Below are 17,268 nucleotides of genomic sequence, written 5' to 3'. Positions count from 1 at the left end.
CAAAAGTGCGCTAAATACTAAGCATAAAGTTGAATAAAACGTATTTTTCTGAAGTTTATCAACACTTAAGATAAACCATATTTAATTAAGCTTATGTTATATGCAGTTTCATAGCAAATCATTGCGTTCCACTTCTAGGTTAGGCTCATTACTCCAATGATTCCACCTATGAAAATTAGCGCTACAGTTAAGAAGTAAATAGACATTCTAAGTCTCGAGTATGCGTGGTCTTTCATTATGTTCCTATTCGAGACGAGTATTCCTAAGATTGTTGCAATAACTGTGAAAACTATAGGGGCTAAAGTCAAAAGGGTTATGGCGAACTGTAAGACCTCAGAATAGTTGTAGCTATATAAATAAACTACTATGATAGCTGGAATTGATTCTAAAGAGTATATTTTCAGTAAATTTCTTGTGTGATTGTCCTTTCCTAGAGCCTCTAATACACCCCAAGCACTACTTAATGATACTACTATTAGAGCTAAGAAACCAGCACTTATTATGAGTATCCCAAAGATCATAGGCAGGACGCTGAAGATTGATCTTAAGACGGATGAAAGTTGGAAAGTGTTAGTTGGATCTATGCTGTTTAATCCAGTTCCTATTGCCTCGGCGAAGACGATTATTAGTTCAGTGCTTATTGCACCTAATGCTGTCTCTCTAGTTATCCATGATAGTTTATCTTTAACTGTTATCTCGTTTACTCTGTTATATTTTAACGATGTAGCCGAGGATTGGTAAATTAACATGCAAGGTGGAGTCACTACTGCACCTATGTTAATTGCCAAATATGTTAGAAAATTGTTTGAAGTAGAGATATATGCTGAAAAGTGTAGTTGAGGAGATTTTGGGATTATAGCTACAATAGACGACAATATTAGCAAAAACGAGATGAATAATAATGTCTTCTCTGTTTTCTCATAATTTTTAGTCATTATGACGAGAAGATGGAGGATGAAGAATGTCATCAAGCCTATGAATGGGGGAATTCCTATTAGGTAACTCCCTAATGCTATTCCGATGTATTCGCTAATGTAAGTAAAAACGTCTATGGAAAATATGGGAAAGGTAGCTAGTATTGCGATTTTTTTGGAGTAGTGAGTTCTAATTATCTCTCCTAAACTTTTCCCAGTAATTGCTGATATTCTTCCTGCAGCTTCTTGGACGATGAATAGAGGAAGTGCGAGGAGTAGGACAAACCACATGAGACCTAAGCCGTATTGTTTTCCCGTAATTAGACCTCCTATTATGCTAGCAGCATCTGCATCAGCAAGTAGTGCTATCCATGCAGGACCAAATAGTCGTGCGACTTCCCTTCTACTCATAAGATAACCCTTCTTGTTGAGTTTTATAACACAAATATATAAAATATAAAAATATTAGAGTAAAAAGAAATTAAAAAATTTTTTACTCGAATTTAGACTTTCTGGATCGAGGACCTTCACCAGGATATGATCTTCTGAAGTGTCCCGATGGTCTACCGTAAAGTAGTTCTAGGAACCATGCCTCATGTTCTATCTCTTCTTGCAGTATTCTTTGGGCTAAGTCGTAAGTTCTAGGATCTTTGCCATACGTCATGTCACATACTTCTTTCCAAGTTCTTGTTGCACACTGTTCAGCCTCCAATAATACTTTTAAAATTTCTTTTGGATCTTTCCAGTTCTGTGGCAAATAAGCGTCTGCACAAGCTGAAATGTCTGCTACTTCCCTCATATCTCTAGGGAGAGATCCACCTAACTCATATACCCTTTGTGTCATTAATTCAAAGTGAAGTCTATCTTCAAGTCTTGCATCTTCAGCTATTTCCTTTAGTCCCTCACCCTCTATTCCAGTCAGATGCATCCTTAGTATGGTATAGTAATAGTAGGTTGTGAATTCAGCTGCTGTGGCTTTAACTAACTTATCTATTAATTTTTTCACATCTAATCCAGATTTTTCTAGGATTTCTACTCCAACCGGCTTTACTTCGTTTTGACTCACTTGTTTTTCACCTATTAAATAGATTCTAGTACTAGATTATAAAGCTTTCTAATTAAAAGTTACTTTAAATTAGGAGTTAGTGCAAATGAACTGCTGTTACCACACAGTGTGAGGGGAAATTAAAGTTAATTTTAAATAATATACTATCTTAATTAAAAGTTAATATAAATAGAAGGTGAACATAGTTTGATTACATGCACTGGACTGCGAGAGATACAAGAAGGTAAAATGGAAACTATTGAAATAAGAGGAAAAGATTTGATAATCACAAATATAAGGGGAAAGCTGAAGTGTTTTTCAAGATGGTGTCCGCATAAAGGTGGAGATCTGGCTTACGGTGATCTTATTGGAGATAATCAGATTAGATGTCATCTTCACGGTTACGTTTATGATCTGAATTCAGGGAAACCTGTGATGGTACCTTACGTTAATGATTATGGGAAATGGAAGGAGACGTCTAACTTGGAAATATATGATGTAATTATAAAGGCGGGTGAAATTTGTGTGGAAATTATATAAAAACGTAAAAAGATCCTTGTCTTTTCCTCATTACTAAATACGCGCTAAATAGGATTACAACGAAGATTACTACAATTATTATCATTAAATTATCGGTAGAATAATTACCTTTAGGTGTTTCAGCGTTTGCAACTTTAAAGAAGAGTGGAGGGCTATAGTTTCCTTTATCCATTAATTTGTACAACATTTGATACGCTGTGTAATTATCATTTATAGTTGCTATGTACCCGTAATGTATTGGATATTGCAATCGTAGAGGATAACTCCAGTTCTCTAGAGTTAATATTATTGGTTTTCTTGGCGTTTGAGGTGTGTGGACAACAATTTCATACACTTCGATAAAATTCAATTTTATTCCAACTCAATCCAATAGATTTCGAGTAAATCGTGTCGTGGAAGAACATCTTTAGCCACCTCGTTATTGTGTTTCTTTTCGAGTTCCGTGTGAAGTGCGAGTCCATACTTGCTAGTATGTGTTTTAGACCTTAACGTGAACACAACTAGCTAGCCCGTAATGCCTAATGACCCATAAGTACTCACCATTAACCCTCAAGACCCCATCAACGAGCAAATAATCCCCATACTTAACATCCTTGACCCCATAACTAACATTAGACTTATGAAAGTAGTAGAAAGGTACTGTGAGGCAATGAAGTCCTCCAACTTGACAAGTAAGACGTCAAGGCTAATATAACCTGATCCAAGGGATGAGACCTAGGCTTAACGTTTATACTTTAAAAGGGTAGAGATGACTCGGGTGAGGGCGAGGAAATCAGACCTGTCCATGTTCTAACCTAAATAAACAACCCGCCCTCACCCTAAAAATACTTTTACACAATAAAGAAAATTCAATTTATACCAAAACAACCAAATTGTTGTCCACACATATTACCTATCATCATAAATACTAGAAATACTTTATAAACCCAGTTATGAACTCAGATATATGGCAAGGTTTTTGAGGCAATCTTCAGGTCTCGTAAAGCAGGCTTCCTTGAAGGACCTGGTAATGCTGAACGTAGCTAATATGGGGGCGGGACTCGCGGTATTTGAGGGAATCTCCCCATATATTGTTTCAGGGGCTAACCTATGGTTGGCATCCCTCTTGACTTTCTTAATTTCCCTGCCCCTCGTCCTAGTCTACACTCAGCTCATGCTTAGGATGCCTAGGACAGGCGGGGATTACATCTGGCTCTCTAGGAAACTCAACGGAACCTTAGGAAGTATCATGGGAATCGCTCTGGCTTTCAATATGCCACCCTTCTTTGCGCTCTCAGCCTTCTTCTCAGTAAGTGCCATTAACGCAGTTCTCCTGGAGATTGGTACACTTGATAAGTTACCTTCCCTAACTTACCTTGCCAACAACGTCTTTGTCAATCCTTACGGTACTCTTACCGTATCCCAAGAAGTCCTCATCTACGCCCTCTCAGCTTTAGCGTTTGCCGTTATCATCGCCATTAACGTCGTTAAACCCAAGTGGGGTTACTCCCTCACCACATGGTTAGGGTTCATATCCTCAGCAACTTTGATACTTGGAGTTTTGGCGATCGCCCTGAATGCAGGGTCCTTCCATCAAGACGTCCTTAGGTTCCTCCAAGAGGAGGGGGTAACTACGCAGACCTATACCGGTCCTAAGTTCAGTTGGGGCTCGACGATATACATGGTACCCTACTTTGCCTCCTTCGCCTACATATGGCTCTACGCTGGCCCTGCGGTGGCTTCCGAGGCCAAAGACGGCTCCCTAAAGTGGAACTTGATCCTGGGGAGCTTGCTCACTACTGCCATGATAACTCTGCCCTTCCTGGTCATGGACCTAGTGGGTGGGTATACGTTCAACGCTGCGTATTACCCTACCTTCACTTACAATTTCTGGTCGGCGGCCATAGCTGTATCCCCTCCAGTGCTTCAGTGGGTTTTGGGGATAGGTCTCATCTCCTGGAACTTCTTCGTCATGGCTTTCGGGGTGATCGTGTTCTCTAGGTATGTGTTTGCCTTTTCCTTTGATAGGGTATTCCCAAGCTTCTTCGCTAAGTTGAACAAGGCCTCCTCCCCATACATGGCCCACATATTGGATATGGTGCTGACCTTGATCTTCCTATCTATCCCCCTCATATCAGTAAACGGGGCTGAGTCGCTTTACGCCTATACCCCATTAGCTGCCATATATCTCTTCCTGATTGGACTAACTGCGATGAAGGTAGGTTGGAGGGAAAGGAACAGCGTCCTCATTGCGGGAGGTGTATTGTCTGCAGTTTTCATGGCCTTCCTAGCCTTTGAATCTGTTACCAACCCGTTCTTCGGGGTGATATCTACCTCAGGGATTAACGTCATAGGCACGGGGTACTTGATTGCGTTAGTAGGGTCGGGGGCTGTTATATATCTGGTAGCTGACCTGAAGAGGAGAAAGGAGGGCATAAGGCTAAAGGAGATATTCCAAGAGATACCTCCAGAGTGAACGGAAATCCTTTTCAGCTTTGTACTGTGAAAGATGGTATTACTGACCGTCTACCTGGGACATCTCTTTTTATCTCTCAAGGCAAGGGTAACAAGTTGGCTACGTTTGTCATGGTAAATTCGGATAGTGTTGTCCTAAGGAAACCTCTCTTCAAAGGGGTACACTACAATTTAATTATTGACGATTGACTCCACTCATCTCTCATGTTGTGAGGGATAGGATCTCAGTTGGAATAAGGTCATAAGTTGGAAAAGGTCATAGCTCATTAACTTCTAGGGGTAGAAGTTACTTCTGGGGGTAGAAGTGCTATTTGATCCATCACCCAAGAAGGTAAGGGCTGACTTTTACGACTGAGAAAAGGAAATAGATAGTGTAAAGTCCCTATCGTCGCCTCTGACCATAGTTTCAGGTTTAAGGAGAACCGGGAAATCCTCGGTCGTAATGATTTCTATCGGCGAATTGAAATTTCCTTATATTTATATAGACCTAAGGAGATTTGAGGAGAAAAGTTACTTTTCTTACAAAGACTTCTTGATCGAGATAGAAAGAGAGGTTAATAAGCTGGTCAAGAGGTTCCCTTCGCTCTTAGACTTCCTAAAGGGGGTAAAGGGCCTGAATGTCATGGGGAATGAAGTTAAGTTCAACTGGGGAAGAAAAGAGAGGTTGAGCTTCTCTTTTTTGTTAGAGGCTTTAAACGACTGGACTAGAGACGTAGTCGTAGTTGTAATGGATGAAGCTCAGGAGTTGATAAACCTCAGGGGCGTGAACTTGCTATACCCGCTAGCTTATTCTTTTGATAATCTTAGCAAGGTTAAGATTATTCTAAGTGGGTCAAAGATGGGGTTGCTTTACAGGTTCTTAAGGGCAGACGATGCTAACTCTCCGTTGTTTGGCAGAGCGATGAATGAAGTCGAACTCCATCCTTTTAACAGGGTTGAAAGCGTGAACTTCTTAAGGAAGGGATTTGAGGAGCTTGGAATAGAGTTTAAGGATCATGAGAGGGTTTATGAGGAAGTAGGAGGAATTCCTGGTTGGTTAACCTACTTTGGTTACTATTATTATAGGACAAGAGATTTCAATGACGCAATAAAGAGGACTACTGATAAAGCCAGAGACTTGACGGTTAACGAGTTTAACAATTTCTTGTTGAAGAGAACTATAGCGAAAGATAGATACATGACTGTAATGAGGACAATAGCGAGGGAATGTAGTAGGTGGAGTGAAATAAAGTCGGCCTTAGAGGTTAATGAGGGTAGAGAGCTAAGCGACTCTGAAATTTATAATTATTTAAATAGGCTTATGGACTCGTCATGGATAGTAAAGCGAGGGGATCTATATTGCCCTGCGGAAAAGTTGATAAGCAAGGTGTTCAGAGAGCTTATCTAAATGACAAGGACTGAGGAGTAAGGTTTGTAAGGGCATGTTTTACACCGTTCTATGGACACCCAGTGTGAAGATGAGGAACGTTAGGGAGGTATTAAGAATGTTGATGAACTTGGTATTGGGATCTGGAGCATCAACGATCTTCCCGGGATACCAACTCTCCATCTCCCGGAAGAAGGGCAATAAGTTCACTTCAAACATCTGGTCTTACCGTAAACTCGTCCATACTATAACGTTTAAGCTCCACGAGTATGGGGAAAAACGTACTTAGTAGTTGAGTACAACACTTCTAGACTCTGCACTTTCTACAGCGTTAAGGTTTAGAGGAGGCCCAGGGTAGTAGTCATTAGTCCACAACGCCACAGATGACAGAGGGACGCTAGCAGTGTCCTCATCATTGTGAAGTTAAGGATAAAGAAAATAGTAGTCTGATGATAAAGCCCCTCTCTTTTTTCGTCTCCTCCAATGGACTAACTCCCACAAGGGGAGTAACCCTTTAGACCTCAGCTAAACCTTCGCCCTTTAGGGCGGGAGGAGTGAGAACCGTGTATTGGTAAAAGTCCAACTGGTAGAACAACCACTCTAGAAAGACGGAAACCTCTCCCTTTAGGCAGATAGGTCGGTTAAGCTTTCTCCACGTTCAGGGCTGAAACTGATTCGAGAAATGCTTTTAATGACACTCGAGAGAACTTTTAGCTATGTCCAACACGGTCAGACTAAGAGAACATTTAGACTCTTTAACAGGAATGGGAAAGTATGTAGACGATGTATCTTTAGAGGGTACAGTTTACCTGGGAGTTCTTAGGTCTCCCTATGCTAGGGCTGAAGTAAAGGACGTAGCGAGGAGCGATAAAGCCCTCCTATTCCTAGACTGGAAGAACGTAGGAGTCTACATGCCTGTCCGCCCCGATCCTAGGACCAAGAACTTGGTAAAGATGCCAGTAGTTAGTGACGGAATGGTAAATTTTGTGGGTCAACCAGTCTCGGCTTTCGTAGTCGAGGACAAGTATGAGGTTGAGGACATCCTGGACGAAGTGGGGGCTGATTACGACCAGCTCCCTCCAGTGACCACCATAAAGGAGTCATTGAAGGAGGAGGTGAAGATCCACGAGAAGGGGAATGTCGCTATAGACCTCAGCCTCTCCGGGGGTGATCTAGAGCAGGTGGCCAACTCTGAGGTAACTGTGGAGAGAGAGCTCCTACAGGATAGGATAGTTCAGCACCCAATGGAACCTAAAGGCGTAATCTCCTACTTCAATGGCGAGACCCTAACCGTCATAGGCTCTTTCCAGTCAGCCTTTAGGATAAGGGCTGACCTACAGGAGGCCCTTGGGATCCCACCGGAGAAGATCGTGGTCTACGCACCACAAAACGTAGGAGGGGGTTTCGGGAACAAGGTACCTGCGTACCCCGAATACGTCTTAACTTCCATAGCTTCCATGAGGCTTAAGAGACCTGTGAAGTGGATAGAGACCAGGAGGGAACACCTAACCAACCCTACCCAGGGTAGAGGAGTCTACTCCAAGGTGAGGCTTCACGCCAGGAGAGACGGGACTATCCTCGGTATAGAAGGGGACGTTGTAGTTGACCTCGGGGCATACGCCTTCACACTTAACACCACAACACCCTCATTCATAGCCTCCCTCCTTAACGGTCCATACAGAATGAGGTTCGCTAAGCTGAGGGCGATGGGGGTTTACACTAACAAGCCCCCAACAGGACCGTATAGAGGTGCAGGTAGACCTGAAGCGGCGCTCATACTAGAGACCTTAGTTGAGGACCTCTCCCAAGAGCTCGGCATGGACCCTGTGGAGGTCAGAAAGAAGAACTTTTTGGACGGTGAGTTTACCACTCCCCTTGGGGTCAAGATCGATAGGGCAGCATATAAGGAAATGATCGATAGGGGAGAGATGATTTACCGTTCATTAAAGGAGAAATATAAGGATAAGGCCGTCTCCTTTATAGCGTTTACTGAGGTCGTGAGGAGCTCTCCTGGAGAGGGGGCTAAGGTAAGGGTGGGGAAAGGCGAGATCTTCGTGGCAGTGGGAAGCGGACCCCACGGACAAGCCCACCGTTCCACCTTTGCGCTTCTTGTAGCTGAGAGGCTTGGCGTTGACGTTAACAGGGTTAGGGTGGAGCCCAACAACACCTCCTTAATCAAGGAGGGGATAGGTAGTTTTGGAAGTAGGTCTGCTGCAGCCGGAGGATCTGCAGTCATTGAAGCTACATTGGCGGTCTTGGAGAAAATTAAAAGTAAGGGTATGACAGTGGAGGAGGCAATAAATTCCCAAGAGGTTACAGAGGCGGAAGTGTTTTCAAAGACCTCAGACCTGTACACACCTGGAGTGCACATGGCAGTCCTGGATGTAGATAAGGAGACTGGCATGGCAAGGGTGTTGGAGTATTGGGCAATAGATGACGTAGGTAGGGCAATAATACCCTCTGAGGTAGAGGGGCAGATAATAGGTGGAGTCCTGCAGGGTTCGTCTCAAGTCTTACTTGAGGGAGCTATTTACGACGAATCGGGTAACCCAGTTTACAGTTCTATAGCTGAGAGCGGAGTGCCCTCTGCGGTAGAGGCTGTGAGGAAAGTATACATGGAGACCTTTAACACGCCTTCCCATACCTTGAGCCAAGCTAGGGGAGTAGGTGAGGCTGGTACCACTGGAGCATTACCTGCCGTGTTCATAGCTCTTGAAAAGGGACTTGGGAAGAAGTTAAAGGGTACCCCATTCCTCCCCCAAAGGTATTTGTAGTACTCGGGGAGGTTAATAGTACGACCTTGACATCCAGGACTCTCTAAGCTTTCTCCGGGTTTACGTCATAAATCCAAAAATAGTTTTTCTTAACTTCGTGTTAAATTGTGAACCTAACAGGATTTATTTTAGGATGGATGTTTAGTAAACCATGTTGAATAAGCTTGAACTCAAGGTCTCTATACTATCCCCATCTTACTTCGGCATGGTAATGGCTACTGGTACCACTGTCATCGCTATGCATCTATTAGGAATAAGATATCTACCCTTGATTTTCACTTTTCTGAATTTCTTCGTGTACTTGGTACTAGTTGTCATGAATTTCATTAGAATACTAAAATTCTGGCCCAACATGAAAGCTGATCTAAGGAGTGCGGACAGGGGACCAGGTTTTTTCACTTTTGTGGCTGGGACTGATGTCCTTGGGGATCAGGCTGTGTTAATCCTTCACAACCCATTCCTGGGTTATGTCCTATGGTTTATTGGCTTCGTTTCATGGGTGATCCTCCAATATCCCCTTGTTTTCCTCCTATTGATAGGGGAGGGAAACGTAAGCGCTAACTGGTTACTCATCCCTGTTTCGACCATGACAGTTTCCGTGCTCAGCGCCGATTTGGGCAAGTTTAACGACTCCCTGGTTTACGTCTCTCTGATCTCATACTTTATGGGCTGGGCGGTCTATTTCCTCTTTACTTTCCTCCTGGGCGTTAGGCTCTTCCTCCATAAGGTAACGGAGGAGGACTTGATACCGAGCCTCTGGATTAACGGAGGTTTCCCTGCATTGGCTTCCCTCTCATCTTCCCTCCTACTCTTGAACTTCGGGAACTCCCTCGGGTCTTTGACTGGGGTACTCCTTGGGACTTCCCTCCTTATATGGTCTTATGGGACTTGGTGGATCCCAATACTTTTCCTAGCTTTCCTTTGGAAGCACCTGGTCAGGCGGGTCAGTCTCCTTAGGTATGACTTCCAGTTCTGGAGTGCAGTTTTTCCAGTAGCAGTGTATGGAGTCGGAACCTACTTTCTAGCTAAAGTCTCTAGGATACCAGGAATTCTACTGATATCTCACATTTTCTTTTTCATCACCCTTGTCCTATGGATCTATCAGATGGGTGGATTTCTATACAATTTAGTGGAGGTTCTGAGGAGCTAAAACGTCGTGAGCTTTAACTTGGTTGCAAGGGTTAGCGGGTCATGAACTTGATTTAGGCTGAGCCTGTTCCACTTAAGTTTTCATATTCATAATAAATATTAACTCAAATTTCAAAATAGCTCTAGTTATACGCTATTTTACTAGAAATTCGGGAAAAAGCTTAATTAAATTATATCCTGTGGACACAGTATGATAATAAAGGAGTGTAAGGACTCATTTGATTCCTGCGTCCAAAGGGTAAAGGAAAGGATAGTCAAAGCCGGTTCAGTAATTTTTGCCGAAATAGATCACTCTAAGAACGCTAAGGAGGTGGGAATGGAGTTAGAGCCAACTAAAGTACTCATATTTGGAAACCCGAGGGTGGGGACTATACTGATGCGTGAAAAGAGGGAGATCTCATATGAGTTACCTTTGAGGTTGGTCATATGGGAGTCGTCTGGAAGAGTTCAGATAGGGTACAGAAAGCCGAGCCATGTTGCCCAAGAATACGGTTTAAACAATGAAATATTGAAGAAAATGGACGAGTTCATGGAAAACATTACTTCCGTTTAAGACTCAACACACATAAAACATTTCATTACTGAAGGAGGAGAAGGTCTATTCAAGGGCACTTTTTAGGGAAGAGTTGGTTTTACACTGGTCAACTCTACAGGGAGTCATAACTTATAATCTTGAGGACTACCTCCTTTCATAGGTGGAGCTACGCTGAACTCCCTTTGAGGAAGTGAGGACAAGCCTTACTCTTTAGGGCGGGGAGTAGGTCAGAATGTCCCCTTGACGGTAGAAAGGTCTCAATCATTCTGGCAGTTAGGGAGACCATTCAAAAAAGTCCCGTCCTAACTTAGTTTCTTATTTGGTTCGTGGACAATCAATTAAAAATTCTTAATTTCCTTCTAGTATTCCGTACTCTCGACTTTAGGTAAAAGTATACTTATACACCACGGGATAATCTTTTAACCGTTCTAGTATAATATAAGTTAGATGGTAAGTATGATAAAACTGCAAAGAAGATCAAGAAACCAGGAATATGATCTGGCAAAGCTCCCTGAGGATTTCGTAAGACTTGAGTACCCTGAGTATTACGATACCGTGAGAAGGAACAAGTTCAAGGATCCTCTAATGTACCTCTCCTAAAAGTTAGGGGTTATTTCGACTATCTCATTTTCTTGGACTCCTTTTTAGACCCGGTTTTGTCTCTTTGCTCCATGGTCCTCACCTTGTGCCTACTATTTGTTGAACTTGTCGTTAAAATCTCTCCAACCTTCATTCCTCATATGAGATAATTTTAAAAGGAAGTTTAGTTTATACTTTACTAATGAAAGCAGTTATATTTGAGAAATCTGGTTTAGAAAATCTCAAGATAAGTGAAGTAAAAGACCCTGAGCCGGGTCACCACGACGTGGTTTTAAGGGTCATAGAGTCCGGTGTAAACCCAATTGACTATTTTGTGGTGTCCTTTATCCCGGTTCAGCCCATGCCCCACATTCCCGGTGCTGAAATTTACGGAGAAGTAGTGAAGGTAGGGGAACACGTTAAGTCTGTCAAACCAGGGGATAAAGTCGTAGTTTACAACAGAGTTTTTGATGGGAACTGCGACATGTGCCTTAGGGGTAACGAAGAGCTCTGCAGAAATGGAGGAATCATGAGCCTGATAACGCAGGGAGGTTGGGCGGAGAAGATGATAGTTCCGGAGAAGAACGTGGTGAAGGTTGACCTTGAGCCTTCGCTTGCTGCTAGCCTTCCCGTAGCAGGGTTAACTTCCTATCACGCCTTGAAGGAGGCAGGGGCATCCTTAGGGAAGACCGTAGTTGTGTTCGGAGCTTCAGGGAACACGGGGATGTTCGCTGTGCAGTTGGCTAAGAAAATGGGTTCTAAGGTAATTGCGGTGAGCAGGAAGTCGTGGGTCAAGGACTTCGGAGCTGATGCGGTAGTGGAATCTTCTAAAGTTGTGGACACCGTGAGACAGATGACCAACGGTAAGATGGCAGATATAGTAATTAACTCCGTGGGAGCATCTGTGTGGGACATTTCCATGAACGTTTTGGGGCCTAGAGGTAAGTTGGTACTTTTCGGTACTTTGACTGGAGGTGAGGTCAAACTGGATCTCTCGAAGGTGTACAGTCTTCACTCTCAGATAGTCGGTACAACAGGAGGCACTAGGGCTGAGATCGCTGAGCTAGCTGAGCTCTGCAAGGACTGTAAGGTAAAGGTTTATAAGAAGTACCCACTCGAGGAAGCTGCTGAGGCATTAAAGGCCCTAATGTCAGGAGATAGGGATGGAAGAATTATGATAAAAGTTTAAATAAACTAATAAAAATTTTAATAAAGATCTATCATTTTTATCTAACTCCCTCCCAACCCTAAAGGCGAGGCTTTCGTCAACTATGAGGGACGGGCGTTTAACCGGGGAGTTAATACCATATACTCAACTGAAATTAGCATTATTATTGAGATACGCGTAATTCCTATATGACAAGAAGCATTATCCTAGGTAACGGTAAATTGACAGCTCTACTTGACGGTAAGTACATGATGAGGGAACTCTATTTTCCCTTGTCGGTGGACAACCACCTCCACGCAGGTAGAATTGGGCTGTTTTCCTCAGGTTTCAATTGGCTTCATGACATGAACCCCGTGGTCAAGTATAAGGATGATACTCTCGTTTCAATCGCATCAGCCAACAATATTGTCGTGGAAGACGCAGTCGACATGGCCTATCCTATACTAGTCAGGAGAGTGAAGGCCAATGGTAGGGTGTTCTTCACCTGGGATTTCCATATTAACGGTACCGAGTATGGTGATACTGCTCTCTACGATCCATCCACTCTTGGTATGGTTCATTACAAACGGGATAAGTGGTTCTTGTTTTCATGCGGAGTGACTCCCTTTCAATACGCTACAGGTTACAAGGAGACAGGGTCCTTAATAGGTACTTGGAAAGACTGCGAGGACGGGGAGCTCTCCGGCAACCCAATCGCTCAGGGGGCTGTAGATTCCGCAGTGTCCTATCAGGTGTCGGGGTCCATAACTTGCTGGCTCGTTGCAGGGAGGAGCTACAAGGACGTGGTCTCTCTCAACCGCTACGTCCTAGAGAGGGGAGCTGAAACGATCCTGGACAGAACAGACAAGTATTGGAGAGCTTGGTCTCAGAGCACGGGTGAATCTAGGAGGGACGCCCTGGTCATAGCTGCCCATTGGCAGGAAAACGGAGCCCTCCCAGCTTCCTTGGACACTGATATAATGAGGTTCAACAGAGATAGCTATAATTACGTCTGGCATAGGGACGCCTCCATGGCTTCCATAGCCTTCACTCTCCTTGGTTTCGAGGAGGAGGGTAGGAGGCTTTTCCAGTTCTCCAGACCGCTCTTATATAATGGATTCCTGTTCCAGAAGTATACTGTGGATGGCCATTGGGGAAGTACGTGGCATCCTTGGACTGAAAAGTATCTCCCCATCCAGGAGGACGAGACTGCCCTCATGATTTACGCCCTCTGGGTTCACTTCAAAACTTTCAGGAACGTGGACTTCATAAAGGACTTGTATAGACCCGGTATCAAGGCTGCTGCCGACTTCCTTTGTAGCTATATCGACGATGAAGGGGAAATTTTACCTTCCTATGACCTGTGGGAGGAGAGATTCGGGGTTCACTTCTTCACAGCTGCAGCAGTTTACGCTGGTCTAATTTCAGCGTCTAAGTTCTCCTCTTTCTTCGGTGAGGACAACTTAGCTGTTAAGTACACCTCTGTGGCGGAGCAGATCAGGAAAAACATGGACGAAATGTGGGTGAGCGACCACTTCGCTCGGAGTAGAACTGAAGGAAAGGTGGATCCCACTGTGGACTCCAGCACTGTTTTAGGCTCACTGCTCGCATACCCCTTAGGTGACCCTAGGATCAAGGTCAACAGAGGAACTGTTGAAAGGAAACTCAAGGTTAACGGTGGTATATGTAGATATGAGGGAGATATGTATATGAGGGAAGGGAAGGATCCGAACCCTTGGTTCATAACTACCCTTTGGGTGGCCCAGGAGTTGATAGCTGAGGGGGACAAGGATAGGGCGATGGGTTACGTTGACTGGGTGAGAAAGAATTCCTTGTGGACGGGACTGATACCGGAGCAGATTACATCCTCGGGTAGGTATTCATCAGTGTGCCCGTTAGTGTGGAGTCACGCTGAGATGGTAAAGACCCTCTACTACTTGAGGAACGGATTTTCAAACTTTTTGTCGTAATGAGAAGAAGCAGCTATGAAAGTCGTGAGTTTTAAACGATGACAAAAAAGGTCGGAGAAGGTCTTTCCAAAATATTCTCTTGAAAATCTTTTACAGTTGACAAAAGCCTAGTCCTTTTGAGCTGGGAGGAAGTCAGCTAGATCTCTCCTCCTTTTCCTTCTTCTCTCCCTCCGTCATCTCTAGGATTCTTACCCACGTCATAAAGCAGTCTTCTATTATCTTCCCCTTCTCTTGGCTCTCCTTCAACTCACCACACCTCACTATCCTAAGTTGACGTTGAAGAACTTCACGGTTCTCTCCCACGCGTCCTTAGCAGCCCTCTCATTGTAGACTTGACCACCCTCGGTGGCAAAGGCGTGGTAGGTTCCAGGGTAGATCTTCATTTCAAGCTCCTTCTTGTACTTAACCATTGCCCTTACCATGTCCGGGATCCCCTGGTTAATAGCTGAATCCTCGCCAGCATAGTGGGCAAGAACAGGTCCCTTAAGCTTTGAAATGTCTTCCAGGTCTCTCGGGTTCCTTCCGTAATAGACCACAGTGGCATCCATTGGCTTTTGTGTGGACAGCTGGAAAGACAGACCCCCACCCATACAGAAACCAATGACCCCCATCTTGTTCAGTCCAAGGGATCTGAGGTACTCGTAAGCGTATTCAAGGTCTTTGATCATCCTGTCCTCAGTGGCTACCCTCTCCTCAACTAGCTCTCTGTATATGGCTCTCTCCTTCTCTCCGAGACTGCTTAGGATCTTAGACACGGTATCAGGATCGTTCCTCTTCTCTGGGGGTAGTGTGAAAAACCTCCTCATCACAGAGGATATGTTCTCTTGACTGAATATGTCAGAGCTCCTGGAGTAGAGATTTGGAGCTACTGCAGTATAGCCGAGACCAGCTAGCCTCTCTGCGACCTTCCTAATGTAGTCCGTAAGCCCCCAAATCTCTGAGACCACTATAATCCCTGCTTTCCCCCCTCCTCTTACCAGATAAGCTTCCACTTCTTTCCCATCAAAACTTGTGTATTTTACCAGACTCATACAACCTTTAATAGCTGATATTAAAAAATTTAACTTTTCCTAAAGCTTAGCTTACCTAGCTCTACTATTGACCTTATGGTTCCAAGGCTGTTATTTAGATTGATACTAGAGAACTCTATGGACTTCCTCCCATTACTGTCCTTCAGTTCCCTAAAGAACCACTCTATTGAAGAGAAAACTCTATCTATCATTAACCTCACTAACCTCCCGGTCATTCCCTTCCCGGCTAACCTAGGCGCAAGCTTCCGGGTCACCTTCATATTGTAGTTCCATGAGATGTAGAGAAGGTCCCAATACTTCGAAGGTAGCCTCTCCAAATCGGGAAATGGGTTATCCTTCACCCTCGTTACACTCATGGGTATAACGGGGAGGGGAAAGACCCAGGCAGTAAAATCGTGGTCTATGACCTTCTGCACTAGGTCAATACTCTGTTGAACGTCATCGTCAGTTTCTTCCCTATAACCGATGGTCATGGTGTAGCACGGGTAGATATAGTTCTCGTTCATGATGGCGGTCGCATCAAGGATAACGTCAGTCCACTCCTCTACGGACCAGGGGAAAGCCTTCGCTGGCATGTACTTTTTCAAGATCTTTATACTCCCACTCTCCATACCAACAACGGGCATAACAGAGCGGTCGAAGTTGTACTCAGCTATCTCCGCCATTGCCCTCAAGGTCTTAGGGCTAGACCTGACAGCTGGGGCTGACACGTGTGGCCAAAATATACCTTTGGCACCCGTTTTCTTAACCTCTGTAAATAGCTTTACCATGGCCTCATGATTAACCCTTAATTTTGTTGAACCATAAAGCAAAACGTCATCTGTAATGAGGTCCACGTCTCTTATTCCAGCACTTAAGTTCACTTTTACCTCCTCCGTAATTACATCCAACGGTATGGATCTGAAAGTTTCTGGAGTTATGGAACAAAAGCTACACCCCCTTGGGCAACCCCTGGTGATCTGAACTTCACCCCACCTTGTAGCTCCTATGACGGGCGGAATTTCCTCAATCTTAGGGTCTCTTCCCTTTACAATTGGTGGGGGGTTCTCTCCCTTCATGATGGAACCCACTATTTGGGGGAGAACAACCTCGCTCTCTCCCATGACCAAGACATCTAACCAGACCGGCCTTCTCTTAGTTAGCTCCCATGCTCCAGGTCCTCCAGCGATCACCTTGAAACTGTACTGTTTTTTGAGCTCAGAAATTTCATCTCCCAGCTCCTCAAAGAAGACCTCAAGCCACGATTTCCCTCCCCCAAAAAGCAGGGACAGTTTGTAGGTGACTGGATCAAGACCGTAAGGGTCGTGGACTGAAATTCCTACTACCTTTGTAGTATTGGAGACAACCTTTCTAAGCCTCTCCGGTTGGACTACAATGACGTCCTTGATCCCGTGGGTTATCAAGGTTGATTCCACCTTTCTTAAGGCGTAAGGAGCGTAAAGTGCTCCTCCCCTTTGGTCAACCTCCTTTATAGGCGGGGTGAAAAGGGTATCCATGAAAACCCTGGGGACTAACCTTGACGGCATGCACGCTACATACCCCATTACACTGGATGGACCAAACCTGGTGAAGGACCCCCTATCTGAGGTTAACACCACACTCCAGCTGGGCATACCTTAGATATATGGAAACTTAAGTATTTAAGTATTAGTTAACTAATCAATAATTAAACTCTTCTAAAGCTTACTTTTTTGAATACAATTTAGTTCTAGTTTAAATTTATGATAAGCGACGCCTGAATGATAAAAGAACAACTAACCTAGT

Annotated in this window: 14 protein-coding genes and 1 pseudogene; 10 read left to right on the top strand and 5 right to left on the bottom strand. The window is 44.1% G+C overall.

All coding sequences use genetic code 11. The annotated features are described in order from the left end of the window. Nucleotides 1-134: 134 nt before the first annotated feature. Both GWK48_RS00340 and dps read right to left on the bottom strand, forming a co-directional pair. Nucleotides 135-1,325, bottom strand: coding sequence for a divalent metal cation transporter (locus GWK48_RS00340; RefSeq protein WP_174628558.1), 1,191 nt, complete (start codon nt 1,323-1,325; stop codon nt 135-137). A gap of 82 nt (nt 1,326-1,407) precedes the next feature. Next, the gene (gene dps / locus GWK48_RS00335; protein WP_174628556.1) at nt 1,408-1,980 is read right to left on the bottom strand and encodes a DNA protection during starvation protein; all 573 of its coding nucleotides are present in this window, start codon (nt 1,978-1,980) and stop codon (nt 1,408-1,410) included. 186 nt (nt 1,981-2,166) lie between these two features. On the opposite strand from dps, the gene GWK48_RS00330 reads away from it, so the two are divergent. Beyond that, complete coding sequence (locus GWK48_RS00330) at nt 2,167-2,499, top strand: Rieske (2Fe-2S) protein (RefSeq protein WP_174628548.1); 333 nt, start codon at nt 2,167-2,169, stop codon at nt 2,497-2,499. Here GWK48_RS00330 and GWK48_RS11805 read toward each other — a convergent pair. Then, nucleotides 2,492-2,806: pseudogene (locus tag GWK48_RS11805) on the bottom strand (acid phosphatase); the annotation flags it as partial. The gene GWK48_RS00330 and the pseudogene GWK48_RS11805 overlap by 8 nt on opposite strands. A 639-nt stretch (nt 2,807-3,445) precedes the next feature. On the opposite strand from GWK48_RS11805, the gene GWK48_RS00325 reads away from it, so the two are divergent. The 9 genes from GWK48_RS00325 (at nt 3,446) to GWK48_RS00285 (ending at nt 14,473) form a co-directional block, all read left to right on the top strand. Next, the gene (locus tag GWK48_RS00325) at nt 3,446-4,954 is read left to right on the top strand and encodes an APC family permease (RefSeq protein ID WP_174628546.1); all 1,509 of its coding nucleotides are present in this window, start codon (nt 3,446-3,448) and stop codon (nt 4,952-4,954) included. A gap of 363 nt (nt 4,955-5,317) precedes the next feature. Then, nucleotides 5,318-6,340, top strand: a complete 1,023-nt coding sequence (locus tag GWK48_RS00320; protein ID WP_343044014.1) for an AAA family ATPase — start codon at nt 5,318-5,320, stop codon at nt 6,338-6,340. A 34-nt stretch (nt 6,341-6,374) separates the two neighbouring features. Next, the gene (locus GWK48_RS00315) at nt 6,375-6,608 is read left to right on the top strand and encodes a hypothetical protein (RefSeq protein ID WP_174628544.1); all 234 of its coding nucleotides are present in this window, start codon (nt 6,375-6,377) and stop codon (nt 6,606-6,608) included. Nucleotides 6,609-7,035: 427 nt separating this feature from the next. Continuing rightward, the gene (locus GWK48_RS00310; RefSeq protein WP_174628542.1) at nt 7,036-9,093 is read left to right on the top strand and encodes a xanthine dehydrogenase family protein molybdopterin-binding subunit; all 2,058 of its coding nucleotides are present in this window, start codon (nt 7,036-7,038) and stop codon (nt 9,091-9,093) included. 151 nt (nt 9,094-9,244) lie between these two features. Then, nucleotides 9,245-10,243: a tellurite resistance/C4-dicarboxylate transporter family protein gene (locus GWK48_RS00305; protein ID WP_174628541.1), complete on the top strand. Its 999-nt coding sequence runs from the start codon at nt 9,245-9,247 to the stop codon at nt 10,241-10,243. A 189-nt stretch (nt 10,244-10,432) separates the two neighbouring features. Then, nucleotides 10,433-10,795, top strand: coding sequence for a DUF302 domain-containing protein (locus tag GWK48_RS00300; RefSeq protein ID WP_174628540.1), 363 nt, complete (start codon nt 10,433-10,435; stop codon nt 10,793-10,795). A gap of 429 nt (nt 10,796-11,224) precedes the next feature. Then, entirely contained in the window at nt 11,225-11,377 is a 153-nt protein-coding gene (locus GWK48_RS00295; RefSeq protein WP_174628439.1) for a hypothetical protein, read from the top strand. Between the two features lie 181 nt (nt 11,378-11,558). Then, complete coding sequence (locus tag GWK48_RS00290; RefSeq protein WP_174628539.1) at nt 11,559-12,545, top strand: alcohol dehydrogenase catalytic domain-containing protein; 987 nt, start codon at nt 11,559-11,561, stop codon at nt 12,543-12,545. A gap of 167 nt (nt 12,546-12,712) precedes the next feature. Continuing rightward, nucleotides 12,713-14,473 (top strand): glycoside hydrolase family 15 protein, encoded by a 1,761-nt coding sequence (locus GWK48_RS00285; protein ID WP_174628538.1) that lies wholly within the window; start codon nt 12,713-12,715, stop codon nt 14,471-14,473. Nucleotides 14,474-14,733: 260 nt separating this feature from the next. Here GWK48_RS00285 and GWK48_RS00280 read toward each other — a convergent pair whose 3' ends face one another. Continuing rightward, a complete protein-coding gene (locus tag GWK48_RS00280) occupies nt 14,734-15,504 on the bottom strand; it encodes a dienelactone hydrolase family protein (protein ID WP_174628537.1) in 771 nt (256 codons plus the stop codon). Between the two features lie 29 nt (nt 15,505-15,533). Beyond that, nucleotides 15,534-17,117, bottom strand: a complete 1,584-nt coding sequence (locus GWK48_RS00275; protein WP_174628536.1) for a B12-binding domain-containing radical SAM protein — start codon at nt 17,115-17,117, stop codon at nt 15,534-15,536. Nucleotides 17,118-17,268: the final 151 nt, after the last annotated feature.

This window comes from Metallosphaera tengchongensis, assembly GCF_013343295.1.
Classification (GTDB): domain Archaea; phylum Thermoproteota; class Thermoprotei_A; order Sulfolobales; family Sulfolobaceae; genus Metallosphaera; species Metallosphaera tengchongensis.
Note: the sequence above shows the minus strand (reverse complement) of the source record. Positions and strands in the feature narration are given on the sequence as shown.